This window comes from Spirosoma sp. 48-14, from assembly GCF_001898575.1.
GTDB lineage: Bacteria > Bacteroidota > Bacteroidia > Cytophagales > Spirosomataceae > Spirosoma.
In genome coordinates this window covers 39,561-60,487 of record NZ_MKUD01000042.1, presented here as the reverse complement: position 1 = coordinate 60,487, position 20,927 = coordinate 39,561, and the positions used below count along the sequence as shown (strand labels likewise).

The window sequence follows — 20,927 nt, the reverse complement described above, 5'->3', positions numbered from 1 at the left end:
CTACCTGCGCACAACCCAGATTATCGGTGACAGTCAGGCTAATGGGGAAAGTACCCGCCTGAGTGGGCGTACCACCAATAGCCCGGAAAGCCGAACTTGATCCAGTAACGCTCAAACCCGGTGGAAGAGTCCCGAAATTGAACGTATACGGACTGCTGCCTCCTGATACCGACCAGTTCAATGTATTGTTGATTGAGGCACCCACGGTGGCCGTTGAAATACCAGGTGTGGTTATCGTAAAGATGTTTCCAACTGTGGCTGTACCACTAGCCGTAGCTGTACAATTCTCGATCGTGCAGGTAGCAGTGTATTGCCCACTGATGGTTGTCGAAAATACGGCACCGGTAATACCTCCTGGCCAGGTTATTGTACCGCCCGAACAACCGGATGCGGTGAGTGTCACCTGTCCTCCTGCACAGGCCGTCCCCGAACCTGTTACTGAGAAACCGGTGATTGTCGTACTCTGACTGACCTCAGTACTTGCTGTAGCCGTACAGCCATTGGAGCCCGTGACCGTTACTGAGTACGTACCTCCTGTAGTGACCGTGCGAATGGCATTGGTCGAATTGTTGTCCCAATGATAAGTACCACCTCCAGTCGCTGTCAGGCTGATACTGGTGGTGGTACAGGTAAGGGTTGAACTGGCTGGTGGAAGGATAGAAACTGATGGAGATGTCGTGTTGCTGGTGATGGTAGTGGTGGTACTACTAAAACAACCCGTTTCTGTGTTGGTCACCGTTACCGAATAAGTACCCGGTGCATTGCCTACAGCAATTCCATTTTCGGGGTCCTGGTTAAGAATGCCGGGGCCACTGAATGCATAGTCATCTCCGCCCGTAGCTGTGAGTGTTAAACTAGTTTGGCCACAGGTGAGCACTCCTCCATTGCTGGCCGTAAGTGTTGCGGCAGGCAGTTCGCTGACCGTTAAATCATACGTCTCAGTGACCCGTTGACCATTATTGCTTACCGTGAGCGAAAAGGCCTGAATACCAGAAGCGGTTGTCGTGAGTTGTTGACTAAAGCTTGTATTACTACTGGCACCGGTGGTTGTACTCGTGCCATTGGTAAGCGTATAGGTATAGGAGCCGGTCAAATTACCCAGATTAGCCGTAAAGGTAACCTGATTGCCGACACAAACGGGATCAGGACTAGCCGTGAAATCGCTAATCGTGGTCATTGGGCTGTACTGGATCGAAAATAGATTCGACGCACTATTGTTATTGCCAGCCAGATCCTGAGCGGCACCTGATGCCACACTCACCGAAACCATACCCGTTGTTCCGGGCACTACGTTTACAGTGTAACTTGACCCCGACCCTGTAAAGTCGCTTAATGTACCGTTAGTAAACTTAATATCCTCAATCAAAAAACCGGATACCGTTTCCGAAAAGGTGATGGTGAGCGGAATAGGACTAGTGCTGGTAGGGTTCGGGGCAGTGCTGGTGATGCTTACCGTAGGCGAAGTGGTGTCGACCGTAAACGAGATCGTACTACTACTAGGGCCAGTATTTCCTACAGGATCAGTTGCCGTCGCTCTAACCGTATAAAGTCCATCGGCCAGCGGAGTCGTAGGCGTCAAACTCCAGTTGCCGGATGCATCGGCCGTAGGAGTACCAATAACTGAGCTATTGACCCGCACCGTTACGGTACTCAAGGGTTCGGCCGTACCGGCATAGGTCGGTGTGTTATCGCTGATTGTTGTACCATTGTTCGGCGTGCTGACGACTGGACCCGGTGGAGGAGTCGTATCAATTGAAAAGGTGTTGGTATTGCTATTAGGACTGGTCAGACTGTTGAGCGCAGCCCGTGCAAAAACCCTATGTGTACCATCAGGAAGTGACACCGACGGGGTAAAGCTCCAGTTACCGACGGCATCTGCATTAATTTCACCGGCATAGCTATCATCAACAAATACGGTAACACTACTAACCGGAGTCGCTGTGCCAGTATAGGTAGGTCTATTGTTACTCAGTTGACTACCATTCGCGGGTGTAAGTACAACAGGGGCTGATGTAGCACTGATTGTCGTAAAGGATTGTACGGCTCCGTAACTAGTACCCGCTACATTAATGGCATACGCTCGTACGGAGTAGGTGGTTCCGCTCACCAGGTTGCTTACGGTCTGAGAGAAGCTACCCGTTCCCGATCCCATCGTTACTTTGGTATTGCTGGTGGTTGGTGTACCGCTGCCTGTCATATAGACCACTCCCCGTTCAGTAACAGAAGTGCCACCATCGGCGGTGATCGTACCGCCCAACGTAGCGCTGGTACCCAGAATGCTGCTGGGGGCCGCCGTTGTTACGGTAGCCGTTGTACTAACCTGCAAGCTATACGTCGCTCCTACGCCCGAACAGCCATTGGCGTCCGTAGCTCGCACGGTAATGGAGAAGCTACCGCTTTGCATTGGTGTACCCGATAAAACCCCTGTTGTGGCCAGCGTTAATCCAGTGGGTAGACTACCACTTGTGATGCTGAAGTTCAGGGGGGCTGTTCCACTGCTTGCAGTGAAGGATTGGCTGAAAGCTGTGCCAACTGTAGCCGTGGTAATGATTGGATTAGTAACACTTACGACTGCTGTATTGCTGGATACCGTTGTCGTTGTTGTGCTTGAACAACCCGTTTCCGTATTTGTCACCGTAACCGAATAGAGGCCGGATACAGTCACTTCAGCAAGACCCGACGCAGCATCCTGACTCAACAGACCAGGCCCGCTAAAAACGAAGTTATTCCCTCCCCCAGCCGTCAGGGTGACACTTGTCTGAGTGCAACTTAAGGGGCCATTATTCACCAGAGTAGCAACCGGATAACTGTTTATGGGTACAACTGTGGAGGCACTGCCTGTCAGACCATTGTCGGCAATAATCAGGCTAAAGGTTTGAGTACCTGTGGTACCTGGCGTTATAGCCTGACTAAAAGACGTTGACGTTTTAGTACCCGCTATTGATGTACTACTGCCATTGGTGAGCGTGTAGTTATAAGATCCCGTTACCCGACCAATCGTTGCCGTAAAGGTAACAGGGCTCCCCACACAAACTTTTGATGGATTGGCCGCCAGATTCGTAACGGTAGGCGCAGCGTCGATTACCGTAAAATTGTAGTTTGGCCCTAGCTTTGTGCATCCGTTGGCATCGGTTACCTGCACCAAGATGGGGAAATCGCCAATTTGGGTCGGTATACCCGACAACGCTCCGTCCGTCGATACGGTAAGACCATTGGGCAGACTTCCACTCACCACACTATAGGTATACGGAAAAGTACCGCCCGTGGCGCTAAAGGTCAGATTTACGTTTGAGCCCTGTAGTGCCGTGCTGGTTGAAGGATTCGTGACACTGATCGATGAACTAACCACAGCACTAGCCGTAGTGGTAAACTGCGGACACCCGCCACTGGCGGCAATCCTGTAGGTGACCGTATAGGTGCGGGCCGAACTACCTACCGGATTGATCTGGCCCGTACTTCCATCCAGTACTAAACCAGACGGTGAAGCAGAAAACGTTCCTCCCGGGGTTCCAGTCAGGGTGACATCCGCCACCGTTCCATCGCCACAAAAGGGCGATCCAGCATAGGCAATGGTCGCACTGGGAGCCTCCGTAATGGTTATGGTCGTAGTGGCATAGTAGTCGGGGCAACCATTGCTGCCAGCAATCAGGTAGCTTACCGTATACGAACCTGGTGCACTACTGCCTGGGGTAATGCGGCCCGTGCTGGCATTGATGCTCAAGCCACTGGGACTAGCGAGATACGTCCCTCCGCCCGTGCCAGTCCGATTGACGGCAACACTTGTTCCGCTGGTGCAGAAAGGTGATCCTGTATACGATATGGTAGCATTGGGGGGCGTTGCAATCGTTACCTGTGTCGTGGTAAACGGCGAACAACCACCACCGGCAGAAAGGGTATAGGTGACCGTGTACGTACGAGCCGTACTTTGCGACGGATTAATCTGACCCGTACTGGGGTCGATATTGAGCCCCGTTGGGCTAGACGAATACGTACCACCTGTTGGTCCCGTAAGGGTGACAGCCCCCTGCGTCAGATTTGCACAGAAAGGCGAACCGGCATAGACAATGGCAGCACTCGACGCTGAACTGATGACCACCGAAGTGGTTGTCGAAAATGATGCACATCCACTACCGGCAGAAACCATATAGGTAACCGTATAGGTACCCGTCGTACTGCTGGTAGGCGTAATCTGGCCCGTGTTGGCATCAATACTAAGCCCATCTGGGCTGGCCGAATAGGTTCCTCCTGTGGTTCCGGTCTGGGTTACGTTAACGGCTGCTCCGCTCAAGCAGAACGGCGAGCCGGCATAGGAAATAGTCGCATTTGGCGTAGGGCTGATAACGACAGATGTGTTGGTTGTAAATTGAGTACATCCTCCACTGGCCGCAATCGTATAGGTAACCGAATAAGTACCCGTCGTGCTGCTGGCAGGGGTAATCTGACCCGTGTTAGGATTAATATTCAATCCATTTGGACTGGCCGAATACGTCCCTCCCGTTGTTCCGGTTTGGGTTACGTTAACGGCCGGGCTGCTTGCACAAAAGGGGGTTCCGGCATAAGAAATCGTGGCACCAGGGCCAGGCAAGACCGTTAAAGTGGCCGCTGTTGAATTCGTACTACCACCACTGTTCGTGGCCACACACCGGTATTGATAGCCATTCAATCCGGCCACATTGCTGATGGTAAGGGTTCCTGTTGTCACTCCTGAGTAGGGAGTCGAATTACTTATATCCGTAAAACCACCCCCGGTATTAACCTGCCATTGATAACTGTCGTAATTAGATGCTGCCACCGTAAAGGTGGTACCACTGTTCGAACACACCGTCTTGCTTGTCGGGTTGATTGTAAAATTAGGTGCAGATGCCATTACGTACGTAAAGGGCACGATATACGTACACCCCCCTCCCGATGGGATTATTTTCGCATAAAGTGTTTGCGAGCCAGCGGACAGTCCAGAAGGAACAAAGGTATTGGGGGCAGTAAACGTACCGGCTAATGTAGTAACATTGGCGTTGGTATAAATGCCATTTATTGTACCAGTAAACGTACCCGTATAGGTGAAAATGGTACTATTGGTTGGGTTGTTGTTGACGATTACAGAGCCGTTGTTTTTCGTAATGCTACCAGATAGTGAGCCATAGCTAAGAACACCGTTATTGGTAAACGAGCTTGAATTATTCAATGCACCGGCAATCTGAATAAGGCCATTATTGACTGTACTGCCAGTGCCATCGTTGTAATAGTTGGCAGAAACGATAAACTTACCACAGGCATTATTAGTTAATGAAGTCCCTGAACCTATACCCATGTCAGAACCTGAATGAGTAATGGTTCCGCTGTTTGATAGGCTAAACGTACCTACATTAGCTATAAATCCGGCGCCGTTACTATTGATTACGCCTGTTGAGGAATTAGTGAAGGTTCCATAGTTAAACACATAGAATGAATTATACAGCACATTGATATTCATTGTGCTGTTATTTACTATCGATCCAACATTCCCCGCTCCATAATATGTAATTCCGTTTCCATCTAGTACGCCCCCCCCAACGGCCTGAATATTGGCAGTTCCGTTGTTTGTTATAAGGCCACCATCTTCTACCGCAATTTGCCCTGTATGGGTGCCACCACTATTTATGGTTAACGTTACCCCGCTACCACTAACAAGAGCAACCAGCGATGTTGCATTGGTGCCACTATAAATAACAGGGTTGTTTGCTGTTGAGTAAATATAAACTCGCTCAGTACTTGAAGGAACTCCCGATGGGTTCCAGTTACTGGCGGTATTCCAATCATTATTGGTAGCACCTGTCCAATATTTATCTGTTGCAAACAACAGATTGCTATACCCAAAACCCAAAAAAAGTAAGATGACGTAAAGCAGTCGATTCATAAATAAAAAAGAGGAAAGGTTGAGTTGAAAAGCCTGCATTCGTACTATCACAACTGGCTCTGGTTTTGACCGTATGAGGCTGGACTAAATCGACGGGCAAGTAGTTATATCTGGGCCTAAGCTGCTAACACTGACGTTACATCCATTACAACTCATGTTACATGATATGAAAAAAGCCCGTGAATTCGGGCTTTTAATGGGGTTGAATAGTTTTCATCCGTCAATCAGGACTTCGATTCTGGCTCTCTGGCAGCGATGGTTTCCCGTATTGAGAAGGCAACACGCCATACTTCTCCTGAAAGACTTTAGCGAAATAAGACAGGTTATCGAAGCCTACTGCATAAGCTACCTGCGTTACGCTGTCGGTCTGGGTAGCGAGCAGCGTGGCTGCCTGAGCCAGCCGAATGTCTCGGATGAAGTTGGTAGCAGTTGTATTGGTCAATGCTTTAAGTTTTCGATGCAACTGTACCCGACTTAGGTTAACCGCTTCGGCCAGCGCTTCAACGCTAAAATCGGGGTCATCGATATGCTTAAATACTTCCTCCGACAATCGATCCAGAAATTTCTGTTCGGCTGTAAGGGCTGGCGGAGCCACTGGCCTAGGCCCCTGATTGGCAGTAAACCATTCGAACAATCGTTCGCGTTGCAGAAGCAGATTCCGAACCCGAAGCTGTAACTCCTGCCGGTCAAAGGGCTTGGTCAGGTAATCATCGGCTCCAATCGTCAGCCCTTCGATTCGGCTATCCATGTCGGCTTTAGCCGTGAGCATCACCACCGGTATATGGCTGGTCGCTTCCAGGGTTTTGAGTTGCTTACAGAATCCGAAGCCATCCAGCCGGGGCATCATCAAATCACAAATAACCAGATCGGGCAGCATTTCGACAGCTCGATTTAAGCCATCCTGTCCGTCAACCGCTTCGATAACGGTATAGATTGGCTCCAGTACATGCCGGATATACAACCGTAGGTCATCATTATCCTCGACAATTAAAACGGTTTTATCGGATGATGTTTCCAGATCGGTGGTCAACGGAATCGCCTGAGTAACTGCTTCCTGAACTGTAAATTCAGAGCTATCTCGTTCTATTTCTCCTGAACTGAGTTGAGCAGAAGCTTCTGCCTGTTCCAGAGTCAGGTTAAGGACAAAGGTAGTTCCCCGACCGGGTTGGCTCTCAACCCGTATTTGCCCCTTCATCGCGGTAACCAGTTCTTTGACCAGCGCGAGGCCAATACCAGTGCCTTCATACCCCCGTTGCTGACTGTCGTCGGCCTGATAAAACCGGTCGAAAATATTCTTTACCTGATCAGGTGCAATGCCCACTCCCGTATCGCGTACATAGATCGTTACAGACCTGGTTTCGTGGTATAACACATCAACCTGCACATTGCCACCAGCAGGCGTAAACTTCAGGGCGTTTGAAATCAGATTGGTTACAATTTTTTCAAGTTTATCAGCATCGTATAGCTTCCACTGCTGCGGTCGGTTTTGGGTCAATGATAAGGTAATTCCCCGGCTTTGTGCCAGCGACTCAAACGAAGCGATCCATATCCGAATGTCATCGACCAGATTGCCCGGTTGTTTATCCAATTGTAATTCTCCGGCATCCAGTTTGGCCAGTTCGAGCAATTGGCCAATCAGTGATTGCAACCGGTTGGCATTCCGGTACATAACCTGATACAGCATGTCGGTCGGGTGACGTTGTCGAAGGTCGTTTATTGGCCCTAGCAGTAAGGTCAGAGGTGTTCGAAATTCATGGGAAATATTGGTAAAAAATCGCGTTTTCAGTGAATCGAGCTCCGCTAAACGACCCGCTTCTTTCTGTTCAAACGCAACCTGTTGCTGTAGCAGCAGCCGCTGGGTCTGCAAACGATTCAACCACCAGATTACCAACCCAATCACGATCAAATAAAACAGGTAAGCCCACCAGGTACGATAGAACGGTGGGTGAATCCGAATCTGTAGTTCCAGTGGCTTACTCCAATGTTCTCCATCCACTGACCCCATCATTTGCAATTGGTAATTCCCGGATGGTAGCTGCGCATAATTGGCAAATCGATTGGTACCCGCTTCAACCCAATCGCCGTCGATGCCCTGCAATCGATAGCGATATTGATTATTGGCCGAATTGGTATAATCCATCACTCCAAACTCAAACGTGAGCAGGTTCTGATCGTGCCGTAAATCGAGTTGCTGGGTGTATTCGATGCCCTGAAGAAGTACTTCATCCGGACCTCTAACCTCAATGGGTTTATTATTGATCCGCAAAGCAATGATATTCACCGTTGGAGGGAGTTGGTTGACTTTAGCTAGTTCCGACGGCAGGAAGGTATTCAGCCCGTTTACCCCTCCAAATAGCATCTCGCCCGATGCCGATTTAAAGAATGAACCCGTATTGAATTCATCGTCCTGAAGCCCATCGGCCTGGGTGTAATTGCGAAAATGCTCCGTTTTGGGATTGAACTGTGATAAACCCCGATTGGTACTAAGCCATAGGTTACGGAACTCATCGACTAAAATACCATACACGACTTTATTCGGAAGGCCCTGCGCTTCGGTAAAATGATTGAATTGACCGGTTTTTTTATCAAGTCGTTCGAGCCCTCCGCCTTTGGTACCAATCCACAAATACCGGTCGGGCTCATTCGGATCATTGGCCAGACTCAGCACAAAATTATTACTTAGGCTTTGCCGGTTGGTAGTTGAGTTTGTATAATAGGTGTACGCTGGTTTCGTGGTCAGGTGCTCGGCTCTAATCAGTCCCTGTTGCGTACCGATCCAGAAGGTACCGTTAGGCTCGCGAAGTAGTGCGTAGGTTTCGGCTTCATTGTTGCTGCCCGGTAAATAGCTAAAAACCTGAAAGGATTCGGTTTTTGGATCAAAGCGAAGCAGTTTTCCTTTCATAGCACCCATCCACAGCTTGCCGTCAGGATCTTCCAGCGTGAGGTTCACCCAGTAACCAAATTCGAGGCCAGTTGGTAATGGATATTTTCTGAGTAGGTGCCAGTCGCTGGAAAACTTGAAGAGGCCAGACACGTGGGTTTGAAAATGGGTATTCGATATCCAGAAAAAGCCCTGACGGTCTTGCATAAGGAAGGATTGCTTTCGGTCGGCTTCGGGAAGTTTACTATCTATAAAGGGCAATAATTGAGTCGATTGCCGGTCGATGAGCCCATACGCATCCTGATAGCGTCCATACGTGCGCCCCTGCTGATCGACATAGAGCTGCGATAACGAGGTGCGGGGCAGGTAGGAATGAAACTGGTTGACACGTGGATTAAATTTGCGAATGCCATAGCCACTGGTACCAACCCAGATATTACCGGTTTTATCGCGAAATAGCTTTGTAACGGCATACAGATTTGGCGGAAAGGTCAAAAAGGCATTCTGTTCGGTAAGGCTGTCTTTGCCAAAAAGCGCAGCAGGCGAAAAGAGCCAGAGATGACTGGCTACCGAAAGGGCAATTGTATGGCCATCAATCGGCTTAATTTTTACGCCCTGGCCGCTACTGAGTGGGAGAGCAATGGTTTTTGCAACGCCCTTATACCAGCATTTGAGCTGATGACTGGTACTAATAACTAGAAAATCCTGCCGCACATCGTGATAGAAGTCGAAAATGCCAGATGAATCGTTCGGAAACAGGTTTAGTTTTGTAAGGCCTGTCGGTTTTTTCCAGTTGAAGGCGTAAATGCCATTGTTGAGTCCTGTAAGGCCTTCGCCATTGGGTTTAAAGCTGAAATCCAGGTTAAGACTATTATAGACTTTAGTGTTAAGCTGAAGTTGAGAGAGCTGAATCTGATTCGTAAAATCAGGCTGATTGGGAAAGTTCTGCTGAAGGGAAGCAGGCAATGTGATCTTGAAGGGCTGGCCTGTTCCGGTACCTACCCAGATATTTCCCTGGGGATCTTCGGCCAATAGTCTGACTTCATAACTGGCACCATCTGGCACTTTTTGATCCCGGATAACAATGTGGTAAAACCGTTGAGTCCGTTCATCGTACAGATTAAGACCTTTGTTGAGGGTTCCAATCCAAAGCCGATTATGTCGATCCATCAATAAAGCCGAGCAGGTATTATCGGAAAGGCTATACGGATTGTATGGATCATGGGTAAATACCTTGAAATTATACCCATCGTAGCGATTCAGGCCATCTTTTGTCGCTATCCAGATAAAGCCTTTCCGATCCTGCTCAAGATCGAAGATCATACCCTGCGACAGGCCATTGGAAATCGTCAACTCCTGCCAGCCTTTCGATTGAGCCGTTACCCAATCCGATTTAATTACTAAAAAGAAAATTTGACAAATAACGAAGAGACGCATACTCGGCAATTTTCCTCTAAAATTGGCAAAAAATATACCACTAACACAAAAGTGGCACTATATGATATCTGATCTCATTTTTTAGCAACACAACGCGCTGTTCAAGCATGAGTTACGTACTTATTCTAGTAAGCTGGATTATTTTCGGAGCTATTCACAGTTTAACGGCCAGCCTATCGATGAAGCGGTTGGCTGCGGCTCAATCAGGTACTTTTAACCGATATTACCTGCAATAAGCTAAAGCCATTCCCCCAACCGTCGCAGTACTTCCTCTTCGGTTGTTTCGCCCGTGATGATGATGTTAGCCTGACTGTAAATTGGGTATCGTGTTTCGTAGCGTTTCTGTAAGATCAGAGGCAATTCGGGATTACTGGGATTATTGAGGGGCCGGTCTTCCTGTGCGTGCGCCATTATTCGATTAACCAGAATGGCTATCGGCACATCCAGAAAAATCGATATACCTGTAGCATTGATATAAGCCATGTTGTCATGGAAGCAGGGCATTCCTCCACCTGTCGATACCACTTTACTACTACCGGGTTGTATGGTGCGTAAAACCCGGCGTTCGACCTCCCGAAAATAGGCTTCTCCCGACTGGGCAAAAATATCGGCAATGGATCGTCCTTCTTCCCGAACAATCACTTTATCAGTATCTACAAAACGGTAATGCAGGGCGTCGGCAATGCGTTTCCCCAGCGTACTCTTGCCGGACGACGGCATGCCTATCAGGAAGATGTTTTTCAAGGTCAGGAGCGAGGAGCGAGGAGTGAGGAGTGAGAATGGTTGACACGTACTTTTTTGCTTGCGCCAGCCTACGCGGCCCGGCCATTCTCACTCCTCGCTCCTCACTCCTATTTACTTAAAGAAATTACTTCAGCCGCGTCGGGCGTTGAATTATAATGCCATTTTCCCCGGACCACCCCATTTTTCAGGAGCCATGTACCCGGATTGGAGCGCATGATGGTTTTCAGGACGGTCGCATCGGCCTTATAATAGGGTACGTTTTCTAACTGAAACTCCTTCCGAAAGGCTTTTATTTCATCATCGCTGGTTGAGGTGAGAATAAATGGCGATACAGCCGATCCCTTTAATCCTTCTACCAACGCCCGAATAGCGGGCAGACTACCGGCATCAATATCTTTTGTGTTCTTAATAATGATGAAAAGTTTTTCCCCTTCGAATGTTTGCTGTGTAAAATCACTGTCATCATTCCAGACGCGGTAATCCGTAATCTTGGGCTTGGCCTTTTCATTGACCAGCACCATCTCCTTGAATTTATAGCTCGGGTCGGTCGGGTATTTTTCAAATTCGGTCACATCACCGTTTTTCTCCATCAGGTACTTATACCGCAATGGCTCCGATGGTTTCATCTGATCCGGAATGCTTTTGCCAACAGCATACGGCAGCATATCGATGGGAGGCAGGAATTGAACCGCATACATACCTAACCCTAGTGTAAATACGGTTGTTAGCACAACCAGCCAGCCTGTATTCCGGGAGCGCAACCGGTTCCGGTGACCCATGATGAACAGAATCAGTACGGTCAGAACGACATCTTTCCCGAACGACGTCCAGGGTTTGAGTTTAATGGCATCACCAAAGCAGCCGCAGTCGGTTACCCGATTAAAATAGGCCGAATAAAACGTCAGGAACGTAAAGAAAATGATCAGGAAAAATAACAGCCAGACCGTTATCTTAGGCTTGTAGGAAGCCAACAGGGCTACTCCTAAGATGATCTCGGCAGCACAGAACAACACCGACATAACCAACGTGAAAGGAACCAGCCCCATGAAGAAATCGTGCAGAAACGGCACATCCTGCGCAAACACTTCGAAATATTCTTCGAACTTGATCTGCGTGCCGACCGGGTCGTTTAGCTTAATTAAGCCCGAAAAAATAAAAACTATTCCGACCAGAATGCGGGCAATACGGGCGGCAATCAACATCGGTGGGGTACCGGTTTTTACTTTAGGCTGGGTCGTTGCTGTGTTCATACACGTAACGCGGGTGGAACCCGCTATTCGTTTTACTGTGGGTTTACACCCGGATTACTTAGTTTGATCAGACAAAAAACGGCGTAATTGATCATATCCATATAATTGGCATCAACACCTTCCGAAACGAGCGTGTTACCCTGATTATCTTCGATTTGCTTGGTTCGGAGCAATTTCATCAGGATAATGTCGGTCATGGAGCTGATTCGCATGTCGCGCCAGGCTTCGCCGTAATCATGATTTTTGGCAAAAAGCAAATCAATAACCCGGCCAATCTGTTGCGTGTAAAGCATTTCGAGTTCGTCGGCAGGTATATCTGTTCGCTTATCACCAGCTAACTGCAACTGAATCAGTGCCATAACACAGTAATTGATGATACCGACAAATTCGGGCTCTATTCCCTCACCTACCCGGCTCACACCCGTTTCCTGCAACGTACGAATCCGTTGAGCCTTGATATAAATCTGATCGGTAATGCTGGAAAGCCGCAAGATGCGCCAGGCAGTACCATAGTCTTTATTTTTTTTCAGGAATAGGTCTTGGCAGCGTTGAATAACCTGCCGATATTCGATTTCCGTAGTGGACATAAGAGTAAGCATCATTCACTGTCATCACTGGTCATTTATCGCAAAAACGAGCCTGACTGTCAATGACAAGGACTAACTATCAATGACGAGGAATGACATTTTCATGCCGAAAGTTACGAAAAAAACGCTGAACTGCCGGGGCCGACTAGTCGATTTAACCCAACCCGCCGTAATGGGAATACTCAATGCCACTCCTGATTCCTTTTTCTCAGGCAGTCGCCTTACAACCGATAATAGCCCTTCTGCCAAAGCTATTGAGCTCGCTCATCAGATGCTCGACGATGGGGCAACCTTTCTGGATATAGGCGGTTACTCAACCCGCCCTGGGGCAGCCACTGTTAGCCCCTCTGAAGAGGCCGACCGCGTTTTACCCGTTATCGAAGCGATCCTGTCTGAGTTTCCTGATGCCATCATCTCAATCGATACATTTCGGGCGTCGGTGGCCCGTCAGGCGGTAACAGCCGGTGCAGCACTCATCAACGATGTATCCGGTGGTAGCCTTGACCCCGACATGTTCAGTACAGTTGCTGAATTGAGTCGCTCGCAGTCGACACCTTATATACTAATGCACATTCGCGGTACTCCGCAAACCATGCAGTCGCTGGCTACCTACAAGCACGTTACGACAGAAGTTATCGATGAACTGGCAACTCGGCTAGCAGAATTGAGAGCACTGGGCCTAAAGGATGTCATTCTGGACCCAGGATTCGGGTTTGCCAAGACACCTGCCCAAAATTTTGAGCTACTCAACCAATTAGATGCTTTCGGACTATTCGACGAGCCTATTCTGGTGGGGCTTTCTCGCAAAACTACGATCTGGAAAACACTAAATATCAGCCCGGATAAAGCCTTGAATGGTACAACAGTACTAAATACAGCAGCCCTGCTCAAAGGCGCATCCATTCTGCGCGTCCACGACGTCCGTGAAGCCGTTGAAGCCGTTCAGCTAACACAGCGATTAACTTTTTTTTAACGTTTTGCTTGCGTTTAGAAAAACAAAGTTCTACTTTTGCAATCCCAAACGACGACACCCCTGTTTGTTCAACGGGAATCGATTCGGTAGCTCAGCTGGTAGAGCAATACACTTTTAATGTATGGGTCCTGGGTTCGAATCCCAGCCGAATCACAAAAATGCCCAAAGCCGCTCAATCGAGCGGCTTTTTTCATGTCAATATCATACTGGCAGTATCGAATAGGAGGCCTTATCAGGTAACCGGACTAGCGCAAAAACCTACGCTTATTCTGATAATTTGTTTTCAATAATTTTAGTACGAAACTAGCGTGAAGTTTTAGGTTAATGGTATCAGTAATCGATTTAACAGGTTGCTGAGCACTCATTTGCAAACAGAACATATTCACTTTTCAAGAAGATTTATAATCAAATTCACAATTCAGGCCATTTGCTATTAAATTCCGACAAAAGCTGTTTTTGCCAAATTTTTTTAGTAGTATATTGCGTGACTTTGTCACAAACGCCCTTCAATTCGATTGCCTTCTCCTTGATTAATTCACAGGCCGGGCATCCTGTTAATTTAGATTTTCTTAATAAACGGCTCTATTTTTTGCAATTCTGTTAATCAGCTATTCAAAAAATGGCCATATCCAACGCTGTTACGACCATGTCTGATCAGGTTGACCAACTGGCGGGACTGTACCGCCCCGAGTTTGAACACGACAACTGCGGTATCGGCTTTGTGGCCCATATTAAAGGCCGCAAGTCACACCAGATTGTTTCGGATGCGCTCCAGATGCTTCGGCGAATGGAACACCGGGGCGCTGTAGGTTCTGAACCCAATTCAGGAGATGGAGCTGGATTGCTGATCCAGATTCCCCATGAGTTTTTCGTCGACGAAGCCCGTAAACTGGGTGTGCACCTTCCACCTGCTCTTGAATATGGTGTAGGGATGGTGTATTTCCCGAAAGACGTGTGGCTTCGCGAAGAATGTCGTGCAATCCTGAATCGGAAGATGAAACGGCTCGGCCTGGAGCTTCTCTGCTACCGGGTTGTACCGGTCAACAACAGTGAATTGGGCAATGGCTCACGCTCGGCCGAGCCCCAAATGGAGCAGGTGTTTATCAAGCGCCCGGCCGACATAACCAATGCCGATGATTTCGAGCGTAAACTGTATATTCTGCGGAATTACAGTACCCGGATCATCAATGAAACCATTGCGGGCGTCGACCATTTCTATTTTTCGTCACTTTCCTGTCGGACCATTACGTACAAGGGTCAGCTAACCACGCTGCAACTTGAACCGTACTTCCCGGACTTACAGAACGAGGAGGTCGTATCGGCTATCGGTGTTGTTCACTCCCGCTTTTCGACCAACACCTTCCCTTCCTGGAAACTGGCCCAGCCCTTCCGCTACATTGCTCACAACGGAGAAATCAATACCGTAAAAGGCAACGTCAACTGGATGAAAGCGGCCGAAGGTTTGCTCGAATCATCCAAGTTTACGAAGGAAGAGATGGACATGCTGCTGCCCATCTGCGACCCTAAACAGTCGGACTCAGCCAATCTTGACAATGCCATTGAATTACTGGTGATGAGCGGCCGCTCGCTCCCCCACGTGATGATGATGCTTGTTCCAGAAGCCTGGGATGGCAACGAGCATATGGACCCCGTTCGGAAAGCGTTCTACGAGTTCCATGCCGCTCTGATCGAACCCTGGGATGGTCCAGCGTCGATCTCGTTCACCGATGGCCGCATCGTAGGGGCTACCCTCGACCGGAATGGTCTCCGTCCTTCGCGCTTCTGGGTGACCAATGAAGATGTCGTCATTATGGCGTCGGAAGTGGGCGTACTCGACATCGACCCGGCTATTGTTGTATCCAAAGGCCGTTTGCAGCCTGGTAAAATGTTCCTGGTCGACATGGAACAGGGCCGGATTGTATCAGACGAAGAAATTAAAGCCGACATCTGTACCCGGCAACCGTATCAGCAATGGCTGGCCGATAATAAGATCAAGATCCAGGACCTCGAAGCACCCATTCGGTCGTACAATCCGTATGATCCGGCCAAACTGCTTCGGATGCAGCAGGCCTTCGGTTTTACATCCGAAGATCTGCGGATGATTCTGGCTCCCATGGTCGAAACGGGCAAAGAAGCCCTGGGATCAATGGGCGTTGATGTGCCACTGGCGGTTCTTTCGGAGCAGAGCCAGCACATGAGTCATTACTTTAAGCAGTTGTTCGCGCAAGTGACCAACCCGCCCATTGACTCAATCCGGGAACGGGCGATTATGTCGCTTATCTCCTTTGTCGGTGCAACGTATAACCTTCTGAGTGAGTCACCCGAACACTGCCATCAGGTTGAACTGGAACAGCCGGTTCTGACGACTAAAGAATTTGATAAACTGCGGTTTATCGACCAACCGAAGTTTCAGGCGAAAACCATCAACTGCCTGTTTACCGTCGACGGCCTGGGTAAATCCCTCGAACGGGCACTGGAGCGTATCTGTCGCTATGCTGAAGATGCCATTCAGGATGGGTATTCGATTCTGGTCCTTTCAGATCGGGCCATCGACTCCAACCACGCCCCAATCCCGTCCCTTTTAGCGACGTCGGCGATCCACCACCACCTGATTCGTCAGGGGTTGCGGGGTAAAGTGGGTATTGTAGTTGAAGCAGGCGATGTTTGGGAAACGCACCACATTGCAACCCTCATTGGCTACGGAGCCTCGGGTGTAAACCCCTACATGGCTTTCGAAACCATTGCCAGCATGAAAGAAAAAGGATTGCTGGGCGTAGACTACGACCTCGACAAGTTGTATAAAAACTACGTGAAAGCGGTCAATGGCGAACTCCTGAAAATCTTCTCGAAGATGGGCATTTCGACCCTGCAATCGTACCAGGGCGCTATGATCTTCGAATGCCTTGGGCTGAATCAGGACGTCGTAAGCCGTTACTTCACCGGAACCGTATCGCGGATTGGCGGGATGGGCCTTGAGGAAATCGCTCGTGAGATTCAGGTGCGCCACTCGGTAGCGTTCCCATCGACCCCAATGGTCACTCCTCGTCTGGAAGTAGGTGGTATCTATCAGTGGAAGCAACGGGGCGAAAAGCACATCTTCAACCCCGATACGATTCACCTGCTGCAACAGGCAACCCGCAAGAACGATTACGCGATCTTCAAGAAATACTCGAAGCTCATCGACGATCAAACCCAGAAAGCGATCACCATTCGTGGTTTGCTCAAGTTCAAGAAAGGCACTCCTGTTCCACTGGACGAGGTTGAACCCATTGAAAGTATTTTCAAACGGTTCGCTACGGGTGCCATGTCGTTCGGGTCGATTTCGTGGGAAGCCCACACAACCCTGGCCATTGCTATGAACCGGATTGGCGGTAAAAGCAACTCTGGCGAAGGCGGTGAAGACGAGCTTCGCTACAAGCCGCTCGAAAATGGTGATAGCATGAACTCGGCCATCAAGCAGGTTGCTTCGGGACGCTTTGGGGTCACCAGCTATTACCTGACCAATGCGCAGGAACTACAGATTAAAATGGCGCAGGGTGCAAAACCGGGCGAAGGTGGTCAGTTACCTGGCTTTAAAGTCGATGACTGGATCGGTCGGACCCGCCACTCAACGCCTGGTGTTGGGCTGATTTCGCCCCCTCCTCACCATGATATTTATTCGATTGAGGACTTAGCCCAGTTGATCTCGGATCTTAAAAACGCTAACCGAGCCGCCCGCATCAGCGTCAAACTGGTATCCGAAGCGGGTGTAGGCACCATTGCTGCCGGCGTAGCCAAAGCCCATGCCGACCATATCCTGATTTCGGGCCATGATGGAGGTACGGGAGCTTCTCCCCTTTCATCGATTCGCCATGCGGGGCTGCCCTGGGAATTGGGTCTGGCCGAAGCGCATCAGACATTGGTGAAAAACAAATTGCGTGGGCGCGTAACCGTACAGACCGATGGTCAGATTCGTACGGGTCGTGACCTGGCCGTAGCAGCTCTACTCGGTGCTGAAGAATTTGGTGTGGCCACGGCCGCTCTGGTCGCTACGGGTTGTATCATGATGCGGAAATGTCACCTCAACACCTGTCCGGTCGGCGTGGCTACGCAGAATAAAGAACTCCGGGCGCTATTTACCGGGAAGCCCGAACATGTCGTGAATATGTTCACCTTCCTGGCGATGGAATTGCGCGAAATCATGGCAGAACTGGGTTTCCGTACTGTCAATGAAATGGTTGGCCAGGCGCAGATGCTGGAACTTCGTGACAATATGGCGCACTGGAAATACAAGAAAATCAACCTGGATGCGCTGCTGTACAAAGAACCAACGACACTCGAAGTTGCTCAATACAAGCAGGAAGAGCAAAATCACCACCTGGAAGAGGTACTCGACCGAAAACTGATTGAACTGGCTCAACCAGCGTTGACATCAGCAGAATCGGTGTATGGTGAATTTACCGTACAAAACATCGACCGAAGCATTGGCACGATGTTGTCGAACGAGATTTCGAAAGTTTACGGTGGACCTGGTCTTCCCGAAAGTACGATTCACATCAAACTTCGCGGTACAGCAGGTCAGAGCTTTGGCGCCTTCAGCACAAGCGGTATTAAACTCGAACTCGAAGGCGATGCCAACGACTATTTCGGGAAAGGTCTTTGCGGTGCTCAACTGATTGTATACCCCGACCGAACAGCTCAGTTCAAACCGGAAGAAAACAGCATTGTCGGTAACGTTTCGTTCTATGGTGCTACGTCTGGCGAAGCCTTCATCCGGGGTATGGCGGGCGAACGCTTCTGCGTGCGTAACTCAGGGGCCAAAGTTGTGGTCGAAGGCATTGGCGACCATGGTCTGGAATACATGACAGGCGGACTGGCCATCATTCTGGGTAAAACAGGACGCAACTTTGCAGCCGGGATGTCGGGTGGTGTAGCCTATGTGTGGGATCAGGACGGCACGTTTGCCTCGAAAGTAAACGGCGAAATGGTAAGCCTGGAAAGCCTGACCGAAGAAGATCTGAGCATCGTTCGCGAATACGTTGACAAACACTTCCAGTACACGACCAGTAATGTAGCCCTGAACCTGATTCAGGATTGGGACAACCTGATTGGTCAATTTGTGAAGGTGATGCCCGGCGATTTCCGTCAGGCACTGGCTGGACGTGGCATCTCGCTGGCCGACCAGATCCGCGACAAAAATGTGGTTTATCAGGATATTACCGTCGATGTGACGCAGGGATAAGAACGAAGTAAAATGGGAAAACCTACCGGATTTTTAGAGTTTGCGCGTGAATTACCCAAAAAGCGCGCTGCACAGGATCGAATTCACGATTACAAGGAAATTGAAGTTCCTCATTCCGAACAGGATTCGCAGCGGCAGGCCGCTCGCTGTATGGATTGTGGCACGCCCTTTTGCCATAGCGGCTGTCCGCTGGGAAATATCATTCCCGAATTCAACGACGCAGTTTACGAGCAGAACTGGGCCTACGCCTACGAAATTTTAAGCTCAACCAACAACTTTCCGGAGTTTACAGGCCGTATCTGCCCTGCTCCGTGCGAAGCGTCCTGTGTGTTGGGCATTAACAAACCGCCCGTTGCCATCGAGTTCATTGAAAAGTCGATTGCCGAGGTTGCCTTTGAGCGGGGCCACGTTACCCCTAAAGTACCCAAAGAGCGGACGGGTAAACGGGTTGCTGTTGTTGGCTCTGGCCCTGCCGGTTTAGCAGCTGCGGCTCAGTTGAATAAAGCAGGTCATACGGTAACTGTTTTTGAACGTGCCGATCAGATTGGGGGGCTATTACGATACGGCATCCCTGATTTCAAACTCGAAAAATGGACCATCGACCGTCGGTTGGCGGTTATGGAAGCCGAAGGAGTAACCTTCAAAACCAGTGTTGATGTAGGCGTTGACCTGAAAGCCAAAGACCTTCTGAACGACTTTGATCTGATCATGCTCACCGGCGGCTCAACCGTTCCGCGTGACCTACCGATCAAAGGCCGTGAGCTGAAAGGCATTTACCCGGCGATGGAATTCCTGAGCCAGCAAAACAAACGGGTAGCTGGGCGCCCGGTTGAAGTGGACCACCGTGGCGTAAAATATGGTACTGGTGATCTCTTTGCCACGGATAAAAACGTAGTGGTTATTGGCGGTGGCGATACAGGTTCTGACTGTGTCGGTACTTCAAACCGACACGGAGCAAAAAGCGTTACGCAAATTGAACTGATGCCGATGCCTCCGAAAGAGCGGGCCGAAAGCACGCCCTGGCCAAACTGGCCAATGATGCTGCGGACCAGTACCTCACATGAGGAAGGCTGCGACCGGCATTGGTCAATCAATACCAAAGAATTCATCGGTGACGAAAACGGCAATCTGAAAGCACTTCGCATTGTCGACCTGACCTGGAAAAACGAAAACGGTCGGATGCAAATGGTGGAACTGCCGGGTTCTGAGCGCGACATTCCCTGCGAACTAGCCTTGCTGGCGGCTGGCTTCCTGCACCCACAACACAATGGTTTACTGGACGATCTGGGCCTTGAATATGATGAACGCGGCAATGTAAAAGCGCAGAATTACCAGACAACGACGAACCCCAAAGTATTTGCGGCTGGTGATATGCGCCGTGGTCAATCTTTGGTGGTTTGGGCTATTTCCGAAGGTCGCGAAGCGGCTCGGTATGCTGATCTATACCTTATGGGCGACACACAACTCGAAGCGAAAGCGGTATCGCTCATTGCTGTTGAGTAAAGTAAAACCTATACAAAATTTAAAAAGGCTCACCAGTACACTGGTGAGCCTTTTTAAATAGACACTTAATTTAAATTTCGTTGACTGTTAATCAGTCGCGTTTACATTCATGCGAAAACTAAACCGCATGACAATGAAATCAGTAAAACTTTCGCTGATTTGCTGCTACCTGATCAGCACAAACCTCCTCTCTTGTCTGGCTCCTGCCCAGATGAATTTACAGGGAAGTAACCCAAATATTAAAGTTGAATTGCTTTTCGAAGTTGATGGCTGTAAGGTCTATCGCTTCTACGATCGCCAGCAACCCCGCTATTTCACAAAATGCCAGAATGGCTCCAGTTCCGTGGGATGGCTGGAATCCTGTGGGAAAAACTGTACGTACTATGCCGAAAATGTTACCAGTTACCCCAAAAACGGTATTCCCTTGAAACCCTAAAA

General features: G+C 49.3%; 10 protein-coding genes and 1 tRNA gene. 6 read left to right on the top strand and 5 right to left on the bottom strand.

What is annotated here, in order from left to right; all coding sequences use genetic code 11:
* A partial coding sequence (locus BGO59_RS21190) for an Ig-like domain-containing protein (RefSeq protein WP_293686499.1) occupies positions 1 to 5,893 on the bottom strand: 5,893 nt, incomplete at its 3' end.
* A 220-nt stretch (positions 5,894 to 6,113) separates the two neighbouring features.
* A complete protein-coding gene (locus BGO59_RS21185; protein WP_293686497.1) occupies positions 6,114 to 10,211 on the bottom strand; it encodes an ATP-binding protein in 4,098 nt (1,365 codons plus the stop codon).
* A 107-nt stretch (positions 10,212 to 10,318) separates the two neighbouring features.
* On the opposite strand from BGO59_RS21185, the gene BGO59_RS21180 reads away from it, so the two are divergent.
* Entirely contained in the window at positions 10,319 to 10,447 is a 129-nt protein-coding gene (locus BGO59_RS21180) for a hypothetical protein (protein WP_293686495.1), read from the top strand.
* Position 10,448: 1 nt separating this feature from the next.
* Here BGO59_RS21180 and BGO59_RS21175 read toward each other — a convergent pair whose 3' ends face one another.
* The 3 genes from BGO59_RS21175 to BGO59_RS21165 all read right to left on the bottom strand — a co-directional run bounded on the left by BGO59_RS21175 (position 10,449) and on the right by BGO59_RS21165 (position 12,792).
* The gene (locus BGO59_RS21175) at positions 10,449 to 10,955 is read right to left on the bottom strand and encodes a shikimate kinase (RefSeq protein ID WP_293686493.1); all 507 of its coding nucleotides are present in this window, start codon (positions 10,953 to 10,955) and stop codon (positions 10,449 to 10,451) included.
* 107 nt (positions 10,956 to 11,062) lie between these two features.
* Positions 11,063 to 12,205, bottom strand: a complete 1,143-nt coding sequence (locus tag BGO59_RS21170; protein ID WP_293686492.1) for a BT_3928 family protein — start codon at positions 12,203 to 12,205, stop codon at positions 11,063 to 11,065.
* 32 nt (positions 12,206 to 12,237) lie between these two features.
* Complete coding sequence (locus BGO59_RS21165) at positions 12,238 to 12,792, bottom strand: DUF1599 domain-containing protein (protein ID WP_293686490.1); 555 nt, start codon at positions 12,790 to 12,792, stop codon at positions 12,238 to 12,240.
* Between the two features lie 103 nt (positions 12,793 to 12,895).
* Between BGO59_RS21165 and folP the strand changes: the two genes are divergently transcribed.
* The 5 genes from folP (at position 12,896) to BGO59_RS21140 (ending at position 20,925) form a co-directional block, all read left to right on the top strand.
* Entirely contained in the window at positions 12,896 to 13,765 is an 870-nt protein-coding gene (gene folP / locus BGO59_RS21160; RefSeq protein WP_293686488.1) for a dihydropteroate synthase, read from the top strand.
* Positions 13,766 to 13,845: 80 nt separating this feature from the next.
* Positions 13,846 to 13,918: transfer RNA gene (locus tag BGO59_RS21155), tRNA-Lys, on the top strand.
* A gap of 493 nt (positions 13,919 to 14,411) precedes the next feature.
* A complete protein-coding gene (gene gltB / locus BGO59_RS21150) occupies positions 14,412 to 18,986 on the top strand; it encodes a glutamate synthase large subunit (protein ID WP_293686577.1) in 4,575 nt (1,524 codons plus the stop codon).
* Between the two features lie 12 nt (positions 18,987 to 18,998).
* Positions 18,999 to 20,489: a glutamate synthase subunit beta gene (locus tag BGO59_RS21145; RefSeq protein WP_293686486.1), complete on the top strand. Its 1,491-nt coding sequence runs from the start codon at positions 18,999 to 19,001 to the stop codon at positions 20,487 to 20,489.
* A 133-nt stretch (positions 20,490 to 20,622) separates the two neighbouring features.
* Positions 20,623 to 20,925 (top strand): DUF4884 domain-containing protein, encoded by a 303-nt coding sequence (locus BGO59_RS21140; RefSeq protein ID WP_293686484.1) that lies wholly within the window; start codon positions 20,623 to 20,625, stop codon positions 20,923 to 20,925.
* Positions 20,926 to 20,927 lie beyond the last annotated feature (2 nt).

What these genes read in the sequence shown, in the direction of transcription:
- BGO59_RS21185 (WP_293686497.1), bottom strand. Translation starts at nt 10,211, where the DNA reads ATGCGTCTCTTCGTTATTTGTCAAATTTTCTTTTTAGTAATTAAATCG.
- BGO59_RS21180 (WP_293686495.1), top strand. Translation starts at nt 10,319, where the DNA reads ATGAGTTACGTACTTATTCTAGTAAGCTGGATTATTTTCGGAGCTATT.
- BGO59_RS21170 (WP_293686492.1), bottom strand. Translation starts at nt 12,205, where the DNA reads ATGAACACAGCAACGACCCAGCCTAAAGTAAAAACCGGTACCCCACCG.
- BGO59_RS21165 (WP_293686490.1), bottom strand. Translation starts at nt 12,792, where the DNA reads ATGTCCACTACGGAAATCGAATATCGGCAGGTTATTCAACGCTGCCAA.
- folP (WP_293686488.1), top strand. Translation starts at nt 12,896, where the DNA reads ATGCCGAAAGTTACGAAAAAAACGCTGAACTGCCGGGGCCGACTAGTC.
- gltB (WP_293686577.1), top strand. Translation starts at nt 14,412, where the DNA reads ATGTCTGATCAGGTTGACCAACTGGCGGGACTGTACCGCCCCGAGTTT.
- BGO59_RS21145 (WP_293686486.1), top strand. Translation starts at nt 18,999, where the DNA reads ATGGGAAAACCTACCGGATTTTTAGAGTTTGCGCGTGAATTACCCAAA.
- BGO59_RS21140 (WP_293686484.1), top strand. Translation starts at nt 20,623, where the DNA reads ATGAAATCAGTAAAACTTTCGCTGATTTGCTGCTACCTGATCAGCACA.